This window comes from Pseudohalioglobus lutimaris (assembly GCF_002866825.1).
Taxonomy (GTDB): domain Bacteria; phylum Pseudomonadota; class Gammaproteobacteria; order Pseudomonadales; family Halieaceae; genus Halioglobus; species Halioglobus lutimaris.
The window spans coordinates 218,789-236,081 of sequence record NZ_PKUS01000002.1; the positions used below are offsets into that span (position 1 = coordinate 218,789).

The 17,293-nt window shown below is 55.3% G+C and carries 13 protein-coding genes; 4 read left to right on the forward strand and 9 right to left on the reverse strand.

Annotation, left to right across the window (positions count from 1 at the left end; all coding sequences use genetic code 11):
• Positions 1-313: 313 nt before the first annotated feature.
• Genes C0039_RS03275 through pseF form a run of 4 tightly spaced genes read left to right on the forward strand, consistent with a single transcriptional unit; the run spans position 314 to position 4,443 of the window.
• Positions 314-1,567 carry a lipopolysaccharide biosynthesis protein gene (locus tag C0039_RS03275; protein ID WP_101517225.1) on the forward strand — a complete coding sequence of 418 codons (1,254 nt, stop codon included), beginning with the start codon at positions 314-316 and terminating at the stop codon, positions 1,565-1,567.
• Positions 1,560-2,561 carry a UDP-N-acetylglucosamine 4,6-dehydratase (inverting) gene (gene pseB, locus C0039_RS03280; protein WP_101517226.1) on the forward strand — a complete coding sequence of 334 codons (1,002 nt, stop codon included), beginning with the start codon at positions 1,560-1,562 and terminating at the stop codon, positions 2,559-2,561. The genes C0039_RS03275 and pseB overlap by 8 nt, the downstream gene beginning before the upstream one ends.
• 11 nt (positions 2,562-2,572) lie before the next feature.
• The gene (pseC, locus tag C0039_RS03285; RefSeq protein ID WP_101517227.1) at positions 2,573-3,739 is read left to right on the forward strand and encodes a UDP-4-amino-4,6-dideoxy-N-acetyl-beta-L-altrosamine transaminase; all 1,167 of its coding nucleotides are present in this window, start codon (positions 2,573-2,575) and stop codon (positions 3,737-3,739) included.
• A complete protein-coding gene (pseF, locus tag C0039_RS03290; RefSeq protein ID WP_101517228.1) occupies positions 3,736-4,443 on the forward strand; it encodes a pseudaminic acid cytidylyltransferase in 708 nt (235 codons plus the stop codon). Before pseC ends, pseF begins: the two co-directional genes overlap by 4 nt.
• 193 nt (positions 4,444-4,636) lie before the next feature.
• On the opposite strand, the gene pseI is transcribed toward pseF, so the two are convergent.
• From pseI to C0039_RS03335, 9 genes are all read right to left on the reverse strand, one after another.
• On the reverse strand, positions 4,637-5,695 hold the full coding sequence (gene pseI, locus C0039_RS03295; RefSeq protein WP_101517229.1) for a pseudaminic acid synthase: 1,059 nt from the start codon (positions 5,693-5,695) through the stop codon (positions 4,637-4,639).
• Positions 5,692-6,579 (reverse strand): methionyl-tRNA formyltransferase, encoded by an 888-nt coding sequence (locus C0039_RS03300; protein ID WP_101517230.1) that lies wholly within the window; start codon positions 6,577-6,579, stop codon positions 5,692-5,694. Before C0039_RS03300 ends, pseI begins: the two co-directional genes overlap by 4 nt.
• Entirely contained in the window at positions 6,576-7,676 is a 1,101-nt protein-coding gene (pseG, locus tag C0039_RS03305; RefSeq protein ID WP_101517231.1) for a UDP-2,4-diacetamido-2,4,6-trideoxy-beta-L-altropyranose hydrolase, read from the reverse strand. Before pseG ends, C0039_RS03300 begins: the two co-directional genes overlap by 4 nt.
• A gap of 152 nt (positions 7,677-7,828) precedes the next feature.
• Positions 7,829-8,827: a polysialyltransferase family glycosyltransferase gene (locus C0039_RS03310; RefSeq protein WP_101517232.1), complete on the reverse strand. Its 999-nt coding sequence runs from the start codon at positions 8,825-8,827 to the stop codon at positions 7,829-7,831.
• A complete protein-coding gene (locus C0039_RS03315) occupies positions 8,824-9,735 on the reverse strand; it encodes a class I SAM-dependent methyltransferase (RefSeq protein ID WP_101517374.1) in 912 nt (303 codons plus the stop codon). The genes C0039_RS03310 and C0039_RS03315 overlap by 4 nt, the downstream gene beginning before the upstream one ends.
• Positions 9,736-9,779: 44 nt before the next feature.
• Complete coding sequence (locus tag C0039_RS03320) at positions 9,780-11,336, reverse strand: O-antigen ligase family protein (protein ID WP_101517233.1); 1,557 nt, start codon at positions 11,334-11,336, stop codon at positions 9,780-9,782.
• A 712-nt stretch (positions 11,337-12,048) separates the two neighbouring features.
• Positions 12,049-12,990: a UDP-glucuronic acid decarboxylase family protein gene (locus C0039_RS03325; RefSeq protein ID WP_101517234.1), complete on the reverse strand. Its 942-nt coding sequence runs from the start codon at positions 12,988-12,990 to the stop codon at positions 12,049-12,051.
• 206 nt (positions 12,991-13,196) lie between these two features.
• Complete coding sequence (locus C0039_RS03330; RefSeq protein WP_207796357.1) at positions 13,197-15,665, reverse strand: YbcC family protein; 2,469 nt, start codon at positions 15,663-15,665, stop codon at positions 13,197-13,199.
• The gene (locus C0039_RS03335) at positions 15,662-17,215 is read right to left on the reverse strand and encodes an NADH-quinone oxidoreductase subunit L (protein WP_101517235.1); all 1,554 of its coding nucleotides are present in this window, start codon (positions 17,213-17,215) and stop codon (positions 15,662-15,664) included. The genes C0039_RS03330 and C0039_RS03335 overlap by 4 nt, the downstream gene beginning before the upstream one ends.
• Between the last annotated feature and the right edge of the window lie 78 nt (positions 17,216-17,293).

Here is a 17,293-nt window from a genome sequence, read left to right on the forward strand (position 1 = left end):
CTAGATAATGCGGCATTAAGTCTCGCATTGAGGTGCCCCGCCCATGGAGACATCCCTGGCAGCCAGTGAAGGTAAAGCTGTATCTCCTATCAATACTTACTGCAAGGACCTCCAACAATGTGCGCAAAGCAGGATAGCAAATCCAGGTTATTGCCTTGTTTGACTGTGCTGCGCTGCGCCTCAAGGCCGGGGTTCATCAGTTATTCACAATGATTGAGTCAAGCAAAACCTGGAGCCTGCTGTACTGGTCGTACCTGGTCTCCCGTTACGGGCCCGCCCCTGTTCTCCAACATGTGGGGGGCGCTCAACCGCCATGCACAGGCAACTGATCAACCTCGCTGTGCGCGGACTGAGCCAGGCATGCCGACTGCTGTTGCTGCTGACGCTGGCCCGCTTTCTGTTGCCCGAGGAACTGGGGATGTTTGGCCTGGTCTTCGCGATCGTCAACTACGGTTTAATGATTGCGGGGCTGGACCTGTATGCCTTCGCCAACCGCAAAATCGTCGATGCCTCGCCGGAGCAACGCCGGCACATTCTCGAAAACCAGGTAACCGTGTACTGTGTTGCCTATGCGGTGATCCTTCCGACCGGCTGCCTTCTGGTGCTCAATGGCCTACTGTCCTGGAAACTCTATGCCATTAGCAGCCTGTTGCTGGTCGCCGAGCATCTTTCCTATGAGGTCTACCGGGTGCTTAACGCCATCGGCAGGCCGTTAGAGGCCGTCCTGGAATTTTTTATCCGCGCCGCGGCCTGGGTACCGCCACTGCTATTAATTTTCATTTTGGTTCCCGCCCTCCAGACTCTGGAAACTGTGTTTGCCTTATGGTTACTCGGGACATCACTGTCGGTCGTGTTTGGCCTCTTTGTACTCGCCGGGCAGGGTTTGCGTATCACCCGCCCGGGGCGCGACCTGCAGTGGATAAAAACTGGCCTGGCGATAGCTCTGCCCTACATTATCGGAACCCTGGCGTTACGCGGCATGTTCACGGCGGACCGCTTTTTGGTTGAGGAGATCGGCGGCCTCGCGTTGCTCGGCGCCTACACATTCTATGTCGGCATCGCGGTAACCATGGTGGGGTTATTGGAGTCCGCCGTCTTCAGCTTCATTTATCCCCGTTTGGTAGAAAAAGCCAATCGCAGGGACATGGTGGCGTTTTCACAGTATTACCGCTCACTCGCGCTACAGACTCTGGCCGGCACCGGCGGGCTGATCGCCATGATCATCTGGCTGGCGCCGTACCTGATGAATATCTCCGGTCACACCATTTACGCGGAGAATATCGGCCTGCTGCACATGACCCTGATCGCCTTTGGCATGTTTTGCCTGGGGATGGTTCCCCACTATGGCCTTTTCGCGCTGCGGGCCGATAAATCCATTATGTTCTCGCATTTGTTTGGTATACTTGCCTTCTTGCTGGGGGCTCTATTTTTCTCGCAAAACAATAAAGGCGTGTACGCGGTGCCATACGCAATGATTACCGGGTTTACGGTGATTTTAATCGCCAAGATCGCCCTGTTCACTCACAAATATTCCGCTTTCAAGGCCACAGGACCTGCTCATGTTTAATGACAAGTCGATTCTGATCACCGGGGGAACCGGCTCCTTTGGCAAAAAATACGTCAAGAGCATTCTCGATAGGTACCGGCCCGCCCGGCTGATCATTCTGTCCCGCGATGAACTGAAGCAGTTTGAAATGCAGCAGGTTTACAACGACCCCTGTATGCGTTATTTCCTCGGCGACGTGCGCGACGCCGAACGCCTGACCCAGGCTTTTCAAGGTGTGGACTACGTCATTCACGCGGCCGCACTCAAGCAGGTGCCCGCTGCCGAATATAATCCGATGGAGTGTATCAAGACCAATATCCACGGGGCCGAGAACGTAATCAGTGCGGCCCTTGCCAACAACGTGGAAAAAGTCATCGCGCTGTCGACCGACAAGGCGGCGAACCCCATCAACTTATACGGCGCCACCAAGCTTGCATCCGACAAAATGTTCGTCGCCGCCAACAACATGGTGGGCAAACGCCAGACCCGGTTCGCCTGTGTCCGCTACGGCAACGTGGTCGGCTCTCGCGGCTCGGTCGTACCCTACTTCAAGAAGCTGTTGGCCGAAGGCGCCGACAGCCTGCCCGTCACCCACGAGGAAATGACCCGTTTCTGGATTACTTTGCAACAGGGCGTGGATTTCGTGCTGAAGAACTTCGAGCGAATGCAGGGCGGCGAAATATTCGTACCTCAAATTCCATCCGTCAGGATACAGGACCTCGTAGAGGCCTATGCACCGGGTACGCCGTATCACGTGGTGGGCATACGCCCCGGGGAAAAGCTGCATGAAATCATGTGCCCCTCGGACGACTCCCACCTGACCCTGAAGTTTGACGACCACTACGTCATTCGGCCCAGCATTACTTTTTTCAATGCGGCCTATGACTACACGGAGAACAAGCTGGGAGAAACTGGAACCCCGGTGCCCCAGGGCTACGAATACAATTCAGGCAACAATCCCGATTTTCTCGACATCACGCAGATTCGCGAATTCGATAAATTCAGCGAGCTGTAGGAAGCACCCGCATGATTCCCTACGGCAGGCAAGACATTTCCCAGGCGGATATCGATGCCGTGGTGGAGGTGCTGCAGTCGGACTTCCTGACCCAGGGACCGCAGGTGCCCCTGTTCGAAGAGAGCATCGCCGGGTATACCGGCGCCGTCCATGCCGTCGCTGTCAACAGCGCCACCTCGGCCCTGCATATCGCTTGCCTGGCACTGGACCTGGGGCCGGGGGACTGGCTATGGACCAGCCCTATTACCTTCGTTGCCTCCGCCAACTGTGCACGCTACTGCGGCGCCAGTGTCGACTTTGTCGACATTGATGCAGACACCGGCAACCTGTCTCTGCCCGCGCTGGAGGACAAACTACGCAGGGCTGAGCTAGCCAACTGTTTGCCCAAAATCGTCGTCCCCGTGCACCTCAGTGGCCAGTCCTGCGAAATGGCAGGCCTCGCCGAACTCGCGGCACGCTACGGTTTTCGCGTCATAGAGGACGCCTCTCACGCCATCGGCGGCAGATATCGTGACGCGCCGGTGGGCAACTGCGCCTATTCCGATATCACTGTGTTCAGTTTTCACCCGGTGAAAATAATCACCACCGGTGAGGGCGGAATGGCCACCTGCAACGACGCGGCGCTGGCGGAGTCGATGCGCCTGTTGCGCAGCCACGGCGTAACCCGTGACCCGTCACTGATGACCGCTCCTGCACACGGCCCCTGGTACTATGAGCAAATCACACTGGGCTTCAATTACCGGATGACTGATCTGCAGGCGGCACTCGGGCTTAGCCAACTACAGCGTATTGATGAATTCATTCCCCTGCGCCACGCCGTCGCAGACCGCTACGACCAGGCGTTAGCCGACCTCCCCCTGAAGCTGCCCAGGCGCATGAAAGACAGCTACTCATCCCTGCACCTGTACATCGTGCGCATCGATACGGCCGACTCTGCGCTGAGCCATCGCGAAATATTTGATGCTCTGCGAGAGCGAGGTATAGGGGTAAACCTGCACTATATCCCAGTGCACACCCAGCCCTACTACCAGCAGCAGGGAGTGGAGTACGATCCGCTACCCGAGTCAGCTGCCTACTACCGGGAGGCGATCTCCCTGCCCATGTATCACCACCTGGGCAAGGACCAACAGGAGCAGGTTATCGCTGCGCTGCGTGAGGTATTCGGGCAGCCGGAATGAATATCGCCATGATCCCCGCCAGAGGCGGCAGCAAGCGCATACCCCGCAAAAATATCAAGCCATTCCACGGCAAGCCGATCATCGCCTATTCCATCGACGCAGCCCGGGCCAGCGGGCTGTTTGACGAGATTATTGTCTCCACAGACGACGAGGAAATCGCCGCTGTTGCGCGGAATTTCGGCGCCAACACGCCCTTCACGCGACCCGACGCGCTGGCCGACGACCACAGTACCACTCTCGATGTCATCGCCCACACCATTGACTGGTACAGTGAGATGGACGTGAAGCTGGACAGGCTGTGCTGCCTCTACGCGACGGCGCCGATGATCAGGGCGGAGGACCTGACCCACGGGTTTGAAGCGCTGCAGGAGGAAAGCGCATCGTTCGCCTTCAGCGCCACGGCGTTCGAGTTTCCCATCCAGCGTGCCGTGCGCCTGCTGCCTGACGGCGGCGTCGAGATGCTGCAGCCGGAGCACCTGCTTACACGCTCACAGGACCTTGAGCCCACTTACCACGATGCCGGGCAGTTCTATTGGGTTAAGCCGGATCGATTTCTCGCGGGGAAAGGTATCTTTTCCAGGGACTCCAGGGCGGTAATCCTGCCTTCCTATAGGGTGCAGGACATCGATACCGAGGAAGACTGGCTCAGGGCCGAAGCACTGTATTCCGTTGCGCAGGATGCCAGAGGTAAAGTGTCGGGCTGATGAGTTGCACTCTATAAGAAACCAACACGGCAGAACTGTACAATGCGCTCAGCTGCGCAAATTTTTGGGCACCCACCGACCCGGTTGGCATTTTCCGGGTTTCAGTCGTGCTGACATTCGCTCAAATACGACTTTGGCAGGTGAAAGGGATTGCTCCGCTGACTATCAATCTGCCGCACTGTAACGAGCAGTGTTAGCTGAGCACATCCCAGCTTATGGGAGTACCCTTTTTAAGATGTCTGCGTACCTTTCTGCCTAATAGAAGGTCATAGTACTTGGGAGGAAGACCGTACCCAGGCCTGATACACCGCATGTTGGAGGCAGTTAAAGTCTCACCAGGCTGTACATCCTCAGCGATATAAATAGACCGTCGAAAAATCATAGAACCTCTTTCGGAGCCCTCTAACGCATAAGACACTTCACCTTTCGCCTCCCACGCTGTCTTACACTCTTCTACTAACATCTTAAATTCAGCAGGCTCCATTGAGAATGCAGAGTCCACTCCGCCTTCAGCTCTATCAATCGTGAAGTGCTTTTCTATGACAGCAGCGCCGAAAGCGACGCTGGCAATGGCAACACCGATACCCATGGTGTGATCCGACAGCCCTACTTCGACTCCAAAGGTCTCTCTCATATTGGGAATCGTAAGTAAGTTGGCGTCTTTAGGCGTTGCGGGATAAGCGCTGGTACATTTCAACAGACAGAGGCTCGCACAGCCCGCAGCCCTGGCTTCGCTAACGGCCTCGGATATTTCGGACACAGTAGCCATACCAGTGGAAATGATAACCGGCTTTCCTGTCTGCGAAACCCTTCTTATCAGTGGCAAGTCGACATTTTCAAATGACGCGATCTTGTAAAACGGTACGTCTAATTCCTCCAGAAAATCCACCGCTGTAGCATCAAAAGGCGTGCTGAAAAAGATAATGCCCTTTTCTTCACATCGCTTCATTATTGGTTCGTGCCATTCCCAAGGTGTCATTGCTTCGCCATACAACTCGAACAGACTCCTTTTTTTCCAAAGACTATCAGGATCATCAATAAAAAAATCACCTTCTGCCAGGTCTAATGTCATCGTCTCTGGTTTGTATGTTTGAATCTTCAGTGCATGTGCACCGGCATCGGCGGCGGCATCAACAATTTTTAATGCTTTATCGAGCGACTGATTGTGATTGCCAGACATTTCAGCGATTATGAATGGGGGATGATTCTCTCCGATACGGTACTGACCAATGGTAAACTCGTCTTTGATCATCGCAGAATCACTCCGACTGGAATCGTTTGTTTGGATTGCATTCCGTTATCCTCTATCGAGTATTCCAGTATCTTCACGATACCGTCAGCGGCTTTCACGTAAAGACTGCCATTGTCGCTTTTAACGACCTGGCCAATACACGTTTGATTATCAATTTTCTCATCTGCCAAAACTGCTTTCCACAAATAAACTTTTCTACCCGCCCATAAACAGAACGCACCGGGGTAGGGATTTGTCAGCGCCCTTACCCAGTTATAAATTCGCTGCCTGTTCCAATTCCAGTCCAGCAGGCCGTCTTCGGGGGACCGCTTTCCAAAGTAGCTACTATCCTGCTCATTTTGCTCGATATACACACACCTATCATCTCTCACTAATTCCACGGCCTGCTTTAGCAATTCCGGATACAAATGCCTGAACTGTTCGATCAAATCACCCCCCGTGGTAATGGGGGTTACAGCGATTTCTCGTTGAATCAGGATGCCTCCCGTGTCACAACCAACATCAATCTGATGAACCGTGATTCCGACCTGCTCTTCACCGTTGATGATTGCCCAAATATGCGGCGCTCTGCCGCGGTATTTGGGTAAGAGAGACCCATGGATATTGAGTGCCGCTTTGCTGGGCAGACCAATAAGGTCTTCTTCGATAATAAACAAGTAGTTAATAGATAGCAGTATCTCTACAGCATCCAAGGCAGATAGAAAGTCACTGCAGCTGCCGTTTCGGGGGTTTCCAGTGAAGACCGGAACAGCATTATCACCAGCCCAATTGATGATAGATTGCGAATTTTTATCTGTGAGAACCGCCAGGATATTGAGTTCGGACGAGATATTCTCCAGCGTGCTGAATCCTAAATCTCCACTGGCACAGATCACTGTGTTCATAGTGCCTTCCGTAGATCACGGGCTATCTTCATGGCCCCGGTTCCATCAGTCAGATCGAAGCCTTTGAGGGCCATGGTTTTTACAAGATACCTGTCAGAAAGGATGTCGCTAAAGAGATTGAGCCAGTCTGATTTAGTCACTGATTCAGCCGCGCCCAAATAGTGGGCCAGGCCCTCCCTTCCCAGACTCTCACATATGCCTACCTGATTTTCGGCCATGGAAATCACCGCCGACGGAATTCCCAATGTGGCACGTTCCCAGCTCGTCGACCCACCGGCACCGATAAAAAAGTCATGCTCCATCATCAACTCGGAAAACGTTGACGTAAAGGATATGAGGGAGCAACGCTGTGGATTTGAGCTCACAAATTTCGTCATTTCTGGAAACGTTCCGTGGCGCTGATCCAGAACGAAAGTAAATTCATACTTGCCAAGCATATCGCCATTCAGGGCTCGCGCCAGGTTTATCGTGCTATTGCATATGTCCCCGCCACCGAAAAAGACCAGTATTTTCTCGATGGCTTTATCCCCAATTGTATCCGGGTCTATACGTGCGCGAAGAGTGGAGAAGCTCTTGTCCTGAAGTGAGTAGCGAGGCCCTAAATATGTCCTGGTCGACGCGTTTCGCCTGAGCAGGCGATGAGTACGCATGCTTGATGGTAGATTCTGGTCCAAAAAATAGTCGCAGCAATGAGGTCGGCCTGATAGGTCATCTATCACAAACAACTTTGCACAGCGAAGACCTTTCTCATAGCTCAAACCCAGAGAGTAGTGGTCTATCACTACTAAACCAGCTTCCGAGTACTGTGAAAGAACGGCGTTTGTTGACCTGAGATCATCCTCCCAGCTACCGCCCAACCACTGGGAGTAATTATCCTTTTCAACTTCCTGCCCTTTCTTTAAACCACCTGGGATCACATGAATGGAAATGTACTCAGGGATTTCCTCTATCGCCGAGCCGAAATGATCTTTGGTAATGAAAGAAACACTGAACCCAACTTCATGCAGGGCATCCGCAAACGACAAGCACCGCCTCAGGTGGCCCGAGCCGATATGGCTGCCTGAGTCCACTCTAAAAAAAACGCCGTTCATCGCCATTTATCTCGTTATCGAATACCTTAGAAGCAAGATGATATCACTTGGGTCGTGCAAGCACGCTAATGCAAGTACGCTTGTTGACGGGAGGCTCCACCGCCGGGTTTTTACCCTCATCCAGTGTACAGACCTCGCAGGTTATTCGACGTACCCGCCTACACTTTTCCTTCCACTGCTACCACTTCAATACCCAGACCAGAAAAAATATCGGCAATAGTTTTCGACACCCCATCAATCTGTACAGGCAGGTAATTGGCTCCGACCGCCACGCATTGCACCTCCGGGTATAGCTCCTTAATGTTAATCAGAGCCGAACTGCAAAAACTGACTACCGCTTTAGGCTTGATCTCATCGATAATCAACTCTGCAGGCTGCGATCGATACTCGGCGGCCACCCATGTTTCTGTTGGTGGCTCCTGACGATTACGCATATCGTAATGGGGTTTTATCAGCACCTCGCCGGAAATCTGCTCCACGACTCTGGCCATTTTTTTCCTGAGCTTGTCAGCATCAGTTGCATCTAACAGTAACTCAATATTCTGGTCGAGCATCAGTATCACGCCCGATGATCTCCATTGTTCCCCAGAGCGGTGATAGCGATTAATCGTGAAAACCTCCCCATAGCTTTCTCGTCTCACCATCTTTTCGGGATAGCTTACGAATGCCCGGTCGTATTGCCTGGCATCGATTCCGCTCAAGAAACCCTCATACAGTGTGTACTTCAGGCCAATAAGCCAACCAAAGCGATGACGAAACATCATGCCTCGTAACTGATTCTCGGTGAGTACCGCATCGTAATAATTAAGAATTCCATCTTCGAAAATACAGCGCTCATCAACCTGCGGATGAAAAAAGAGAAAATTGCCCAGCAAGTGGTCCGGATGGGGAAGGCAGATGGAGACCCGTCGATACCTGAGAAGAAGCACTCTTGCGTACAGACTGGCTAGCAAAAAGCCGAGAAACTTGGTGAAGCGATTGCGCATATTGGGTGACAGCCACGCCACACGATCAGCGTAATGCACAATTCGCCTGTCACAGCTGAGAAAACAATACTGATCTGCGCCGGCAAAATGATCCAGCAACGCGCCGATAGAGATCGCGTTGTTCGGAGTATAGCCCATGAAGATAACGCATTTTTCCCTTCGCCAGGTCATTGCGCTTTAGCTGGGCTCTTTTGCAAAAAAAACCCCAGAATGCCAGTGCGGCCGAAAGGAATAGCCAGTACCTCAAGCGCAAAAGCCAGGGGTAACAGCATGGCGATTCGGGCCATCAGCGGCAGCGTACGTCGGTGCTTTAGCGCAACGATAATGTTGTCATTGAACCCGGTTCTTGAGGCCAGGGCCTGCAACATCCCCAGAACCCCTAAATGCACGGAGAAGCGTCGTTGCCCGATAACCTCATAGCCGATCTCGTTCATCTTGCTTGCCAGGGTGTCATGGGTCCAGTGCGTCAGGTGCTTGGGAAAATCCAGATGCATCCACCGACGACCAGCGAGCCGCGATTGCCAGGAATCGAGCCTTGGCACCTCGAGCATCACGACGCCGCCATCTGCGAGGTTGTTCACCAGAAGCCTATCCAGCAGCGCGACGGGCTGCGGCAGATGTTCCAGCACGTGATTCAGGGTAATCAGGTCGTACCCCTCGCCATCGAGCTTGCCATCTGTATACAGCCCCTCCTGCACAGCCACGCCATAACAGTTTCTGGCGAACTCGGCCCGCTCGGGTGCCGTCTCCACGCCCGAGACGACCCAGCCTTCCTGCGCCGCCCGGTACAGAAACTGCCCCTTGCCACAGCCGAAATCCAGTAGTCGATTTGCACCCGGTGCCAGAAGGCGCCTTGCTTGTTTAAGAACAGACCCCGCCTCTCGCATAATGATCTTCTCGAATGCAGAATCCCGATTGTCCACTACTGCATAGACTTCGTCGGCGTATAAAGCGGCAGTGTCTACTTCCCGGAGTATCAACGTCCAGGTGACTCCGCAACGGCTGCACAGGATCAGACTGAGTTCCTGCTCCTCTGCATTCGGGGCCAGGCTGCATACAGGGCATTGGGTTTGGCGCATGTCGCTAATCAGTCCTTTTCGGAAAACGCCGCGGTGCATACAGGTCATTCATCGGACACATTCCCCTCGCCTATACCCGCGCAATACCGCCAGCCGGGATCCTCCGCCACGTTTTCAGCGCGATATCTCAGGGCCATCATGGCAAACAAGGCCAACATCGTGAATATCTGGTGTTTATGACTGTTGGAGTTACTCAACGAGCACATGGACAAAGTGATTGAAAAGACCAGGAAAGGACAATACCGAAACATCAGCATCCGGTCCTGGTAAGCCAGCTTCAGCGCTGTTATCCACGGTGTAGCATACAGAAAAAGAATAAATACACATCCGACAATCAACCCCGAACACGCAAGATAGTGAAGATAGTCGTTGTGCGAATCGAGCATGGTATCCCAGTGTATGGCGTAACGCGACTTGACGAAGTTCCATTCACCGGCACCTACACCATACAGCGGGTTCTCCTGGATCATCTGCCAGGCGCCCCTCCAAAGAATCATACGGGTCTGCGTGGTGGCGGTTTCGGTGGTTACAGGGGCGTCGTTGACGCTGGCTCTTTGCGCTTCGTCAACGACCTTGGGCAACACCTCCCCCACGTATTCTCCAACATTTTGCAGGTTGGAGATACCGAGCGGGGACATCAACACAAACATCGCCACGACCACCGGCACAAGGGCACTCAGTCGCACAATGCGATAAAACGCCAGGTGAAACAGGATCAGACTGGCAAGCAGGGCGAGTGCAGACATGCGCGTATCTGTCAGGAAAGCCGCGCTGGTAAACACCAGGAAAAAAATAGCGAGTACCCATTGATTCGGCGATTCCATCCGCCTGGCGCTAGAGTAGTGTGCATAGCTGACCATCGCCACCGCGGCCAGATAATTACCGAATGCATTATGCCCCAGGTTCCCGCTGGTCAACCGGTGCTCCGACAGGCCGCCCAGCCGAAATTCTGTAAACAGAATCGACTCGACTATGTTCAACAGTGTCGCCAGGTAGAGCCCCCATAGCATCAACCATACGCGCTGCCCCTGCAGGGAAGGCAGGCTGACAAAAGCCATCGCCAGCAGAATATAGCGGTACTGAAACGCCCACACGGCGAAACCGCCCAGGCTGCGTTGGTCTGACCACATCGCATACAGATACCCGCCCAGATAAGCGGCCAGAACTACAAGCATCCAGATCGGGTTGATCGCGCCCGGCCTCTCACTTCCGCTGCGCGCACCATGAAAGATGATCCCGAACAACAGATAAAGATCGATGTGAGTAAAAAAGGCGAAATGGGCTGCCCCTAAATCGCTCAGGGGGGCCATGGCATAGGCGGGCAGAAGATCATTGATCGCATTGGGCACGCTGATCACGACAACAGGGGTCAGCAGATAAAACAATCGCAGGCTGTGGCTGGAGAGTAACAGCAGCAACACGAAGTAGACAGCAGATACAAGAACCACGCCATCGATATAGTAGGACTGGAAGAGTTCGTTCCCCCACTCGAGCATGATCGCTATAGCCGCGGTCAGGTATACCAGCACGAATATGGCTGACTGCAGCGTGTCGGAGCGTCCCGGCGAATTCGCCGTCAGATTGTCGGGAGAGTTATGCATGTCCGTTTCGAAATCGCTCCTTGATTCTGCCAAAAGGCATATTTACCACAACTAGATTCGGGCAAGTACCGCGCTGCGCACTAAAGCTTGATTCTTGCCATCTTGTCCTGAAAGTTCCGACCAATCAAAACCTGGGAGCAGAAAAAGCCTCGCCTCTCCGCACTATGGCTCACACATATCCTGTTACCAGTGGGGTTGCCAACCAGGTCTGCCCATCCCTGGCCCCATGAGCACCCGCAGCCCACAGTGACTTCGAAGGTTTCGCTCATCATCTGGCGCTTTCCCTAGTGACCCGGGGATGGCCGGTCACTGTGTTCTGTCAACTCGATGGAGCGGGCGACATTGCCACCCACTCAAGGCTCGCAGGTATAGTGTACCTACCCCGATCACCAACATCGACGCTCCCGGTAGAATTTTCTTCGACTGGAAAGCCACCCCTGTCTCGATGCACAGTCCCGGCGGCAAAACCCGGCGCCAGACAATAATGCCTGGACTTCAGGCTTATTGTTTAAAACCAGAATGAGCCAGCAATCGCGGTAGTATGAATGGTATGGGGTGGGGTGGCGCAGGATGGGGCGAGCCCCCCATAATCAGGAAGCGCCTGCGTAACCGTTCGGAGGCAGACAAATCAACCAGGATCAACCATAGTACTCTCGAAGCCTGTAAACCCAGCCCTTACCTGTCGAGTGTCTGGCGCTTTCTCAGGAGAGCATCACGCAAGCGAACTGAAGTAGGCGACTGTCAATTCTAGCCCTTTATCCAGCGCGATCGTTGGCGCCCACTGCAGTTGTTCCTTTGCCAGAGCAATATCAGGCTGTCGCTGCAACGGATCATCTGCAGGTAACGGCTTGTACTCCAGCGTCGATGAAGAGGCCGAAATAGCAATGATACGCTCTGCAAGTTGTTTGATCGTGAATTCACCTGGATTACCCAGGTTAACGGGCCCCGTAAATCCGTCTTCGCTGTCCATTAACTTCATGAGCCCATCGACCAGGTCTTCTACGTAGCAGAAAGAGCGGGTCTGGCTTCCGTCGCCATAGATTGTAATGGGCTCATTCGCCAGCGCTTGCATAATGAAGTTTGACACCACCCTGCCATCATTAGGGTGCATGTTCGGCCCATAGGTATTAAAAATTCTCGCTACCTTTATGCGTAAATCGTGCTGACGGTAGTAATCAAAAAACAAAGTCTCGGCGCAGCGTTTGCCCTCGTCATAGCAGGATCGAAAACCGATAGGGTTTACATGGCCCCAGTAATCTTCTTTTTGCGGATGCACCTGAGGGTCGCCATACACCTCGCTTGTCGATGCCTGTAGGATCTTTGCTCCGGTGCGCTTGGCCAGACCGAGCATATTTATCGCCCCATGCACACTGGTTTTGGTGGTTTGCACGGGGTCATGCTGATAATGCACGGGCGAAGCAGGACATGCCAGGTTATAGATCTCATCTACCTCGACATACAGCGGAAACGTCACGTCATGACGCATCAGCTCAAAATGCGGGTTGAGTAACAGATCTGCGATATTGTCGCGCGTGCCCGTGTAGTAGTTGTCCAGGCAGAGCACGTCGTGACCACGACCAAGCAACGCCCGGCAGAGGTGGGAGCCAAGAAAACCCGCGCCTCCGGTTACCAGAACTCTCTTCCTTATATGCATTCGTTATCCAACACCCCGATTTTCGCTACACTTTAACGACAAAGGTCGTCGTTGCATAGTGAATGCTGTGGGGGAGGGTAAAACCCTGGCCGGGCCCGCTATCGTGGTAGTCCCATGGTTGGTACCTGGCATGCAGGTGTGACGGGGCACCCAGGGATCAGGTACGTACCTGTCACTAAGCCTTCGAAACCGGGCCGGGCTTGTCATCACCCAGCTCGCCGGGCCTCCCATCGTTGCCAGCTGCCCTCGCGATAGCATTCCATCTGTTCGCCTTCCAGCCGCATCAGGTAGAGCCAGCGGTTATCAAGCAATTGCTGCACCATCTGGTGATTGGCAATCACTGTGTCGATCGCCGCCTGCGGTGCGTCAATCACCACCGTCAGCCGCAAGGGCGTATGCATCCAGTGATCGCCATCGTGTAGTGACTGCCAGGGCAACCCGATGCGCAGGTCACCCCCATTACCCTCGAACACCCCTATGCGTCCACCGGTCACGTTGTGCAGCGTCTTGTTTCCGCTACCGAAACGCTTGTTATCCACGGTAGAGGCGAAATACTGCATGTTGATCCAGTTGGTGACGATCATAGGCGCGGTCATGATCAGCTCAAGCAGGCTGCCGTCAGGGTCCTTACGATAATCATAGTCATGAAGAAAGCTACGCCCCTCCAGGTCAACACCCCGTGTCCTGGTGCGCGGCGCAACAATAAAGGCAGCGTTGTTCGCCAGCCCCCACTCAGGCCGCGTCTGCGCCCAGTCGTTGGCGCGTTCGCGCAGCGCGCGTTGCAGTGCCTCTGGTTGGCCTACCAACGCATCAAGACCCAGTGCCGGCGCCCTCTCCTCCCGCGCAGATGCGCCGGCCGCAGCCAGCTGCGCGGTGATGCGCTGCAGGTCCCGCGCATGACTACCCGTCAGGTCATCCAGATCGTAAAGGGTAATTTCATCAGTGGTCGTATTGTGTAATCCGGCAACAAAGCGCGTGTTGTGGGGAATGATCACACCCTTGTCCACCAGTCTCTGGCGTACGTCAGGATCATTCAACAAACCAGCCAGGGCCCGGGCATTGACCTCACCGGTCTGCCCACAACAGGCACCGCAGTCGAGTCCCGCGCGATGGGGGTTATTGCGGGCCTGGCTGCCATGACCAATCAGCAACACCAGGGGAGCGACGTACTCACCCAGCCCCATGCCGCCCAGAACCCGCGCCGCTATGTCAGCCTGACCCTCGACGCCACCTGCAGTGGCCGTGTCCAGCGTAGGCTGTACGTCATATGCCTGGCGGGCGTCCAGACCCAGGGTATCCACTGAGGTGAGCGCGGCGTCACCGGGCAAACTGCGTTTAACCAACTTGCCCAGGTACCCCAGGCCCAGTGATTCCACCAGGGTAAAAGTCGACAGCGGCACAGACTCAAAAACACGCCAGCCCAGCATTGAGCGCAAACTGCGGGTGCGGCTCTCGACAATCTCAGCATCACGGGCGGCATTTCCGGCGCTGTCGGTGATATCAAGGACGGGGGCCAGCAGCCCGGGCAACTGCGGCCGCCTTGCCGCTGTGCCCAATGGTGCATAGCTGATGGGCAGGCCAAAAAAGCCAGCGAAGCCGAGGGTCTGAATGTCAGGTGACTGGGCCTCCAGGTGGCGGCGAAATACTTCGGATCGAACATCAATGCAGAAGGCGGCCTGCACTGCAGGCTGCTCTGTCACTTCGACCACTGGCTGGAGCTGCAATTTCTGCCGTAAACCCCGCTGGTAGCTAAGCTCATGGGCACGCTGCCACAACAGCGGGATCTGTAACGCGCCGCAATAATCCTCGCCAGAGCGCTGCAGCCAGTCCGCCTGCCAGGCAGCCCACTGCGAGTTGTCTCCCCGGGCACCGTCGTCCAGCAATGACTCCCAGCTCAGGCGAATGGCGAGCAGGTCGATTAGCGTTTGATCATCACCCCCTTCCAGGCGAGCCTGCCAGCGCAGGTACGCGCACCAGGCAGCCCAACCGCTCACCCGCATCAACACCGCCTGCAGGTAAGCTGGCCACTCACTTTCCGGCACAGCAAGTTGCACCAGCGCGTCGAGTATCTGCTGCTGCGGGTCCTCCGCAAGCGCGGTGGCTTTGGCCGGGATGTGCGGGGCCCGCATCAGCAGGGCCACACTGTGATCACTGTGCAGCGCACTGCGCCAACTGGCATAGAGACGGCCAGCCTGATCCGGGTGCCAAACGGCCTGTTCACGATCAAAATAGGCGGCACAGAACTGGGAAATCTGGTGGGTGATGGTGTCACACCAGGCTGGCTGCTGTTGCAGGTCGCGCTTGCGGTCCAGCAGATCGCTCAACAAGGGCAGTAAGACCGGTGCTGGCTGCGGCGCCTCAAGCGCGTCGATCAGCTGCTCAACGGTCAGGTCGCTATCACTCTCTGCCAGCGCCCGCTGCACGTCCTGCTCGCTGATTTCCCCACGCTGCCAGGCTTCGCGATAGTCCAGCAGCGGCAGCGTCATGGGCGAGCCAGCGCTACGCGACAGTAACGCTGCGACGTCTTCGAAGGGCTGGTCAATACGTCCCCAGTAAGGGTTGACCGCGATCATTCTATCCAACGGCCAGTTGGGTGCGATACTGTCGATGGCCGACGCAATCGCTTCGGGGAGCAGATCAAGGTTGGATAAGAGAGGCTTGGCAGCTGCGTTCACAACGAATCTCCTTGCAGGGCAGTTTTTCGGATTGCCAGGGTTTGCGCCTGGGTGGGACTCAGTTTCACCGGCCAGATCTTAAAAGTGAGCCGCGTATAGGTTTCATCGAGATAGAACCCGCAATAGGCCCAGGGATAGAAGGCCCTGGCAAAGCGACCGCCGGGGTAACAGCGCAGCCAGACCTGGGTGCCATAGAGCACCGCAAAACTCAGCATCACCCAGGCTACCAGCGGCGACCCCACCTCAGCAGGCGCCGGGGCCAGCCCTGCAAACAATGCATGCCAGAGCAGGTAGAGCTGGGTCAGTGCCAGAATCTGTACACAGCCTCGCAGCAGCATCGCGCGTGCACCGTACTGTTCCATCCACAACAGGGAGGCCAGGCCCAGTGACACGATCAGCAGGGCCACCGGGGGAACGCCCAGGGAAGGTAGGAACAGCTGCCAAACAGCGGCTGAAGCCGTCACCAGCACAGCGCTGAGACCAAGGGCCGCCAGGTACCAGACCGGGGCGCGCGGGGCGCTTTCGGGAGACAGAAAGTCATTGCTGCGAGCAATGCGCACCGTCTCTCCCGCGCTCAGGAAAGCATGCGCCTTGTATAGCGAGTGCGCCACCAGGTGGAGCAACGCCAGTTCGTAAAGGCCCAGCCCGATTTCCATCAGCATGAAGCCCATCTGCGCACAGGTAGACCAGGCGAGGCGGACCTTGATACTGATCCGGGTCAGCATCACCAGTCCCGCAAGCACCGCGGTAAGACTGCCCACTAAAACAAGTACCCCCTGCGCAACCGGCGCCAGGGAAATCAGGTCTGCCAGCCTTATCAGGACAAAGCCCCCCATGTTCACCACTCCCGCATGCAGTAAAGCGGATACCGGTGTCGGAGCCTCCATAACCTGAATCAGCCAACCGTGCAACGGCAGCTGCGCTGTCTTGAGGACAGCGGCAAAAGCGAATAGCAGTGCGGCCCACTGCAGGGACGCAGGGAGCGCATCCAGCTTGGAAAGGTATTCGTTGAGGCCGCCCAGGGACAGCGTGCCTGCGGCCTGGTACACAAGAAGCAATGCAATCACCAGGCAAACTTCGGCAAAGCGGCTCACCAGGAACTTCTTGTGCGCCACAACCTGGGCGGCTTTGCGTTCGTGATAGAAAGTCAGCAGGTAATGCAGGCCCAAACTAGTGCCGGTCCATGACAGCACGATAACAAGGAGATGGTGACTGACTACCAATACGGCCACGGCGGCAAGGGTAAACAGCATGGCGCGCACGAATCGCGCCTGATTGGGCTCGCCATTGAGGTAGCGGGACGAGTAATTGATGATGACCCAACCCAGTAACGCCACCAGTAACGCCACCGTCAGCCCCAGGGCGTCCACCCCGAGCGGCGCAAACCGCGACCAGAACAGCGCCAGCAAGACCATCGCGACAGTCACAAGCAGACCGGTGCATGCCGTCAATCGCGCCGTCTTCCAGTAGTCGTTCGGCCTGATGCACGCGAGCATAAAACCGGTAACGTAAACTAATGGTAACAACCAGCCACCGTGAAAATCCGTCATGCGTATCCTCCATTCGCGATGTGTCACAGAACCCCGATGCCGGCATACTGAGGCCGGGAAACTCTTTTGTATAATATA